Below are 6,831 nucleotides of genomic sequence, written 5' to 3' on the forward strand. Positions count from 1 at the left end.
ACTAAGTATTGTGTTTATCCCTCAAATATCGTGGCATACTTTTTGCTCGATTCAAACGGTCTATGAACATAAAAATAGATGATAATGGAGCTATGCTGACATGAGCATCATCACTTCTACTCCTGGCCAACTTCAGGTCATTAAACGCACCGGAGAGATTGCGACATTTAATGCCGAGAAAATTTCTGTTGCGATAGGGAAAGCATTTCTGGCAGTTGAAGGTCAACAAGGTGCAGATTCTAGTCGCATCCATGACCGTATTACGCAATTGACCGAAATGGTAATGAACACATTTAACCGTCGTTTACCTTCGGGTGGCACGATTCATATCGAAGAAATCCAAGACCAAGTTGAATTGGCATTGATGCGCACTGGCGAACAAAAAGTTGCTCGTGCCTATGTGATTTATCGTGAACAACGTGCAACTGCTCGTCAGCAAACTGGTGCGAACCATCACCCGACTCTACAAATTACAGATGCCAAAGGACAGCTCCAACCTTTGGATCTCGATGCACTTACTGCGACAATTGAAACCGCAAGTGCAGGTTTAGAAGGGATTGATGTTCAAGCGATCGTGGATGAAACCGTTAAAAACTTATATAACGGTGTAAAAGAAAGCGATGTTGCAACCACTATGATGATGGCAACACGTACCCGTATTGAGCAAGAACCAAATTATACCTATGTGACTGCACGTTTATTATGTAATGAACTGGTCAGCACTGGCTTAGAGTTCTTGGGTCTACCAACTGATACGGTAGAAGGCGACGCATTAGAAACCTTCTTGAAAAAAGGGATCGAACTCGACCTTCTATCTCCTGACCTTCTGAATTTTGATCTTGCAAAATTGGCAGCAGCAATCCAGCCAGAACGCTCAAACCAATTTACCTATTTAGGACTTCAAACTTTATTCGATCGTTACTTCATTCACTCAAATGGCGTACGTTTTGAATTGCCACAACTTTTCTTTATGCGTGTGTCGATGGGTCTTGCACTCAACGAAGAAAATAAAGAAGAACGTGCAATCGAGTTCTATAACTTATTGTCTAGCTTTGATTATATGGCGTCTACGCCTACCCTGTTTAACTCAGGTACATTGCGTCCACAATTATCAAGCTGTTACCTCACGACCATTGGTGATGATCTGTATGACATTTATGGTGCAATGCGTGACAACGCGATGCTATCAAAATGGGCGGGCGGTTTAGGTAATGACTGGACACCAGTACGTGCTTTGAACTCTTATATCAAAGGCACCAACGGTAAGTCTCAAGGTGTGGTTCCATTCCTTAAAGTTGCAAATGATACCGCTGTAGCAGTTAACCAAGGTGGTAAACGTAAAGGTGCTGTTTGTGCCTACCTAGAAACTTGGCACTTGGACGTTGAAGAATTCCTAGAGCTACGTAAGAACACAGGTGATGACCGTCGTCGTACCCATGACATGAACACAGCGAACTGGGTTCCTGACTTATTCATGCAACGTGTATTTGAAGATGCTGAATGGACACTATTCACACCTTCTGAAACGCCAGACTTGCATGACTTAACAGGCGCTGAATTTGCTGAGCGTTATGCACACTATGAAGCGGTCGCAAAAGAGCAAAACATGCTCCACAAGAAAGTACGTGCTAAAGACTTATGGCGCAAGATGCTTTCAATGTTGTTTGAAACAGGTCACCCGTGGATCACATTCAAAGACGTATGTAACTTACGTTCACCGCAACAACATGTGGGCGTGGTGCACTCATCGAACTTATGTACAGAAATCACTTTAAACACCAACCAAGATGAAATCGCGGTATGTAACTTAGGTTCAATCAACCTTGTACAACACGTTCAAGGTGGTGTGTTAGATCGTGAGAAGTTAGCACGTACAATTAAAACAGCAGTTCGTATGCTCGATAACGTGATCGACATTAACTACTACGCTGTACCACAAGCGAAAAACTCAAACTTGAAGCACCGCCCTGTCGGTATGGGCATCATGGGCTTCCAAGATGCACTATATGAAATGGGTATTGCTTACGGTTCAGACGCGGCAGTTGATTTTGCTGACGAATCAATGGAAGTAATCAGCTACTACGCGATTCAAACATCAAGCGATCTTGCACTTGAGCGTGGTGCTTACTCAACATTTAAAGGTTCATTGTGGGATCAAGGCATCCTGCCAATCGACTCTTTAGAAATCGTTGCGAAATCACGTCCAGAACGTATGTTCGAAGTTGACCGTACCCAACGTTTAGACTGGGACACTTTACGTGCCAAAGTTCAAAAAGACGGTATGCGTAACTCAAATGTGATGGCGATTGCTCCAACTGCAACCATTTCAAACATTTGTGGCGTGTCTCAGTCGATTGAGCCGACATTCCAGAACTTGTATGTGAAATCTAACCTTTCAGGTGAATTCACTGTGATTAACCCATACCTTGTGCGTGCATTAAAAGAACGCGGTCTATGGGATACAGTGATGGTGAATGATCTGAAACATTTTGAAGGTTCAGTTCAGAAGATTGCGCGTATTCCTGAAGAATTAAAAGCGATCTTCGCGACAGCGTTTGAAGTTGATACACGCTGGATCGTCGATGCTGCATCACGTCGTCAAAAATGGATTGATCAAGCACAGTCACTTAACCTTTACATCGCTGGTGCAAATGGTAAGAAACTTGATATCACTTATAAGATGGCATGGTTACGTGGTCTTAAAACCACTTATTACCTCCGAGCGTTAGGTGCAACTTCTGCTGAGAAATCAACCATCAATACAGGCGCGCTTAATGCAGTAAAACCTGCATCAGTTGAAGCTCCTGTGGTTGCAGCACAAGCAGTTGAAGACAAGAAACCAGAAGCTCAAGTTGAAGAAGATGGTTTCACTACAGCGGCTCCAGTACCAATGGCATGTTCAATTGACAATCCAGACTGTGAGGCTTGTCAGTAATTTAATCTAATAATGAACCTTTCTTTATAATAAGAAGGGTTCAAAGATTAAAATATATTGAGGCAAAGAGCGTGATGACTATGACTCATAACTATATGTTGGGATTAGCTGTTCTGATCTTTGCCTTTATTTTCTTTTATGTACCAATGGTCTATGCATTTTTAGCCATTCGTAAACAACAGCGTAAGCAAAATAAGTCTTAAAGGTTGTGAATCTCAATCATCAAGAAATTGAAGCTCAATCAGTAAAACTTAATTTTGCTTACACAATATAAACGTATATTACAGATATCTTTGTTGAGAGATATCGATAACAGCTATATACAACGAAGAGAGAACGAAAATGTCTATCCTAAGTTGGGACGATTTTGAAGATGATACGCAAAAACCGACTACACCTGAACACAAGTCTGCGTCCCTCGACTCGCAAAAAACGGTTAATACGCAGATGGTACCTCCTACAGAGCCATCATCGCCGCGCGTGGCAGCTCCACAACCCGCTGGAACCAATACCAGCAGATCAACAAATCCAACCGATTCGTTGGCTCGAGCATCTGAAGCCTTAGAACATTTGGATGTTGCGCCTGGTTTAGAAGAGTTGGAAATGGGTGCTCAACGCGTACAAGTTGATGATAAAGCGATGATCAACTGTCGTGCGGACTTAAACCAACTTGTTCCATTTAAATATGAGTGGGCTTGGCAGAAGTATCTCGACGGGTGTGCAAACCACTGGATGCCGCAAGAAGTCAACATGAACCATGATATCGCGCTTTGGAAGTCAGAAAATGGCTTAACTGAAGATGAGCGTACCATCATCATGCGTTCTTTAGGTTTCTTCTCGACCGCAGATTCATTGGTTGCAAACAACTTAGTATTGGCGATCTACCGTCATATCACCAACCCTGAATGCCGCCAATACATTTTGCGTCAAGCATTTGAAGAAGCAATTCATACCCATGCATATCAATACTGTATTGAATCATTGGGCATGGATGAAGGTGAAGTCTTTAACATGTATCGTGAAGTTCCATCTGTTGCGCGTAAAGCAGCTTGGGGCTTGAAATATACACAGTCTTTGAGTGACCCTACTTTCCATACAGGCACTCCTGAAAACGATCAGATTTTACTTCGTAACTTGATCGCGTTCTATTGTGTACTTGAAGGCATCTTCTTCTACTGTGGTTTTACACAAATCTTGAGTATGGGTCGTCGTAACAAGATGAATGGTGTTGCTGAGCAATTCCAATACATCTTACGTGATGAATCAATGCACTTGAACTTTGGTATCGACATGATTAACCAGATCAAGATCGAGAATCCGCACTTGTGGACAGCGACTTTCCAACAAGAAGTCATTCAAATGATTCTTGAAGGTACGATGCTCGAGATCGAATATGCGCGTGACACGATGCCACGTGGTGTATTGGGTATGAATGCGAGCATGATGGAAGAATACTTGAAGTTCATCTGTAACCGTCGTTTAGCGCAACTTGGTTTGCCTGAGCAGTTTGCTGGTGTGACCAATCCATTCCAGTGGATGTCAGAAATGATGGACTTGCGTAAAGAGAAGAATTTCTTCGAGACGCGCGTAACAGACTACCAAACTGGCGGTGCTTTGAGCTGGTAAGTTGAATTATCCGTTGAACGACACATCAGTTGTCATTAAAAAAATAGAGCCTAATGGCTCTATTTTTTATTACCTAAATGTGTACTTGAAGGTAAATAAAAAAATATGCAAATAGTTCTATAGCATAAAAAAGAGTTAATTTAGAAGGAACTCGTGTCCATTATTTTGACTAAGTTCAGATAATATTAGGCAGATTCGCCTAAATTTTAATAATGGTACTAAAACACATTACTTATTTGATATAAATGGAAAATATTGGAATGAAGATATCTTTATTAGATATACAACAAGTATTCAATGATCTGATAAATCATAGAATCAGTAGAGAGGATGCTGAAGAATGGGGACAGAATAATATTGAATGTCTTTGACAACAATGAATTAATTTTTGACCCAAATATTCAGGAGAAGTTTCTATGGAAAGCTGTAATATTTAAGCGATGTTAGGTTAAAATATTACTCGACCAATATATGCAAGATGAATATGGTATTATAGAAATGTTCAATAATCATTGGAACTAATAAAGCATATTGATTCTTATTTAATATTTTCTGAAAAAAGAAAGTTACTTCCATGTAATGATAGAGATGTATAATCTTGATTAAAAAAAGATAACTTTTTACATTAGATTTCCCAACCTAACACCTAAAGATAAAATTTTAGTTGCAACAACACTATTAATAAATGCTATTTTAATAAATACTATTCTAAAATTAAGGGTGAGATAAAAACTAATGAAAAAACATATTTTTTCGTATAAAAACAATAGTAATGAAGTGGTTAATTTAATTATAGAGCCTTGGGTTATGATTTATGAAATAAAACCACTCTCAACTATAGTTTTCACTTATACTAGCAATGAAAACACCCTTGAGGTTGTTGGCTTTAAAGACAGCTCAATAAATATTTATTTTGAATTTGAAGAAATTAAAGTTGTTTTAGATGAAAAAGATATTACATCTCAATATCCCATCAAAAAACTTAATGTTTAAATCTTTAAATTAATAATTTTTTCAAATTTAAAGCTAAAGTCCAGATACAACAATGGGAGAATGACAAGCATCAGATATAAGCTACCCTTATAATTAATCAAATATTAAATACAATTTTGATAGGCAAACCCTATTATCCCACCCCCCTTAACTTAAATATGATAAACCATACCCATCTAAAACTTCGTTGATTTTATATTACATAAAAACGAAAATATTTATATTTTTAATCACATTAATCATCCTATTATTCGCAACCTCTTATTCTATAATACACTCTTATCTCAAATTATGTGTCTTTTACCGAATATTTACTATAAAAAAATAGAGCCATCAGGCTCTATTTTTTTACTCTATTCAAGCTGTTATAGCCGACTTCGCCAGAACCTCAGCCATCGCGTTTGCAACTTTATAAATATTATTCATATTTAAACCTGCAACACAGATACGACCACTGCGTACAAGGTAAATTGCATATTCTTCACGTAAGGTATCGACTTCCTCGCCTGTCAAACCTGTGTAGCTGAACATCCCTTTTTGGTTGACTAGGTAGCTAAAATCACGGTCAGGAAGTGCTTTCGTCAACTCATCTTTTAAGATGCTACGCATTTTAATAATACGCTCACGCATCTCTTTGACTTCACCTTGCCATTGTTGATTTAGATCAGCGTCATTTAATACTTGATCAACCAACCATGCACCTGTTGTTGGTGGGCTAGAGTAGATACGACGTACTGTTGCTTTTAACTGACCGAATGTGCATTGTGCTGCTTCAGCATCGTCACATACGAAGGTTAAACCGCCAACACGCTCACCATAAAGTGAGAAGATTTTAGAGAATGAGTTGCTGACGATGAAGTTCAAACCTGCTTGGTCTAAAGCGCGAATTGCATAAGCATCTTGTTCCATACCATCGCCAAAGCCTTGGTAAGCGATGTCGAGGAATGGAATCAGGTTACGCTCTTTTAATACCGCAATCACTTGATCCCACTGTGCTGGATTTAGATCCGCACCTGTCGGGTTGTGGCAGCATGGGTGTAACAACACGATGCTTTGTTCTGGCAAAGTTTTTAATGTCGACAACATGCCATCAAAATCAACGCCACGTGTTTCTGCATCGAAATATGGATAGAAGTTGCTCTTGATACCCGCACCGTTGAAGATCGCAACATGGTTATCCCACGTTGGTTGGCTCACCCAGACTTCTGAATTTGGGAAATAGGTTTTTAAGAAATCTGCACCCACTTTTAATGCACCTGAACCACCCAGTGTCTGAA

General features: G+C 39.6%; 5 protein-coding genes and 1 pseudogene. 5 read left to right on the forward strand and 1 reads right to left on the reverse strand.

Translation table 11 applies throughout. From position 1 onward, the window contains the following. Positions 1 to 100: 100 nt before the first annotated feature. The 5 genes and pseudogenes from DK207_RS05280 (at position 101) to DK207_RS05300 (ending at position 5,554) form a co-directional block, all read left to right on the forward strand. Positions 101 to 2,935 carry a ribonucleoside-diphosphate reductase subunit alpha gene (locus tag DK207_RS05280; protein WP_109440253.1) on the forward strand — a complete coding sequence of 945 codons (2,835 nt, stop codon included), beginning with the start codon at positions 101 to 103 and terminating at the stop codon, positions 2,933 to 2,935. Positions 2,936 to 3,009: 74 nt separating this feature from the next. Beyond that, entirely contained in the window at positions 3,010 to 3,138 is a 129-nt protein-coding gene (locus DK207_RS05285) for a preprotein translocase subunit YajC (RefSeq protein ID WP_162540204.1), read from the forward strand. Between the two features lie 139 nt (positions 3,139 to 3,277). Beyond that, complete coding sequence (locus DK207_RS05290) at positions 3,278 to 4,561, forward strand: ribonucleotide-diphosphate reductase subunit beta (protein ID WP_004638040.1); 1,284 nt, start codon at positions 3,278 to 3,280, stop codon at positions 4,559 to 4,561. 260 nt (positions 4,562 to 4,821) lie between these two features. Beyond that, positions 4,822 to 5,083, forward strand: a pseudogene (locus DK207_RS15930) (hypothetical protein). A gap of 213 nt (positions 5,084 to 5,296) precedes the next feature. Then, entirely contained in the window at positions 5,297 to 5,554 is a 258-nt protein-coding gene (locus DK207_RS05300) for a hypothetical protein (RefSeq protein WP_109440254.1), read from the forward strand. 357 nt (positions 5,555 to 5,911) lie between these two features. Here DK207_RS05300 and DK207_RS05305 read toward each other — a convergent pair. Next, on the reverse strand, positions 5,912 to 6,831 hold a 920-nt coding region (locus DK207_RS05305; protein ID WP_109440255.1), incomplete at its 5' end, for an aromatic amino acid transaminase.

It is taken from the genome of Acinetobacter haemolyticus (genome assembly GCF_900406815.1).
GTDB lineage: Bacteria > Pseudomonadota > Gammaproteobacteria > Pseudomonadales > Moraxellaceae > Acinetobacter > Acinetobacter haemolyticus_A.

Coding starts and splice junctions, on each gene's coding strand:
- DK207_RS05280 (WP_109440253.1), top strand. CDS start 101: ATGAGCATCATCACTTCTACTCCTGGCCAACTTCAGGTCATTAAACGC.
- DK207_RS05285 (WP_162540204.1), top strand. CDS start 3,010: ATGACTATGACTCATAACTATATGTTGGGATTAGCTGTTCTGATCTTT.
- DK207_RS05290 (WP_004638040.1), top strand. CDS start 3,278: ATGTCTATCCTAAGTTGGGACGATTTTGAAGATGATACGCAAAAACCG.
- DK207_RS05300 (WP_109440254.1), top strand. CDS start 5,297: ATGAAAAAACATATTTTTTCGTATAAAAACAATAGTAATGAAGTGGTT.